Source organism: Pseudoalteromonas sp. S1609 (assembly GCF_005887255.1).
Classification (GTDB): domain Bacteria; phylum Pseudomonadota; class Gammaproteobacteria; order Enterobacterales; family Alteromonadaceae; genus Pseudoalteromonas.
This window is the reverse complement of sequence record NZ_PNDJ01000078.1, coordinates 1-1,004: the sequence shown is the minus strand read 5'-3', so window position 1 is coordinate 1,004 and position 1,004 is coordinate 1. Positions and strand designations below refer to the sequence as shown.

Sequence of the window (1,004 nt, the reverse complement as noted above, 5' to 3'; positions counted from 1 at the left end):
CGCTTGAGCGTTTAGGGTCTGGTTTTAAAATTAACTCTGCAAAAGATGACGCAGCGGGTCTACAAATCGCATCACGCTTAAACGCACAAGTACGCGGCCAAGAAGCAGCGCTTTATAATTCAAATAATGCAATGTCTATGCTGCAAACAGCGGAAGGTGCGTTTGATGAAATGACTAACATTGCTTACCGCATGAAAGAGTTAGCGACCCAAGGTGCCAATGGTACAAATGGTGCGGATGAGTACACAGCAATGAAGTCTGAGTTTGTTGCTTTAGAAGCTGAGCTTAAAAGTATTATGGACAACACTAGCTTTGGTGGTACTAAATTACTAGATGCTACTGCAGGTAAATTTGATGTTGGCGCTGTATCGTTCCAAGTAGGTTCATCAACAGCTGAAACACTTTCAGTTGATGTTAGTACAGCAGTACAGGATATTAACACAAGTGTTGCTACTGCAGGCACCATCGGTGACCTAGATGATGCGACGAATTCATCAGCAGCAATTACTGGTATTGATACTTTTATTAAAAATATTGGTACTGCGCGCTCAGCACTAGGTGCATCAATGAACCGCCTTGAACATACTATGAACAACGTAACCAACATGAAAGAAAACACCCAAGCAGCGGCTTCTACACTGATGGATGCTGATTTTGCTGCTGAAACATCTAATATGACTAAGCAACAGTTGCTTATGAACTCAGGTATTTCTTTACTTAGTACTGCTAACAGCACAACACAAATGATTGGTTCACTTCTTCGTTAATAGCTTAACGATAGGTTACATAAACCGAGTAATCGATTAAAAAATACCAAAACAGCTGCATCTTTGATGCGGCTGTTTTTGTTTAGATAGAGCTCGGATAAAAATAAAAAAGGTTACTCAGCCTTTTTTTAAAGCTGCATCTAGTTTGGTAGCTATGTAATTATTTCGGCTGTATTAATAAATAAAATCAAAATAAAGTTTAGTTTTTTTTAGGCATGGTCGCTCTTAATGATTAGT

At 39.0% G+C, this 1,004-nt stretch carries 1 protein-coding gene; it reads left to right on the top strand.

Annotation, left to right across the window (positions count from 1 at the left end; all coding sequences use genetic code 11):
• The coding region (locus tag CWB76_RS17160) for a flagellin N-terminal helical domain-containing protein (RefSeq protein ID WP_171039649.1) at window positions 1-767 on the top strand (767 nt) is incomplete at its 5' end.
• Between the last annotated feature and the right edge of the window lie 237 nt (window positions 768-1,004).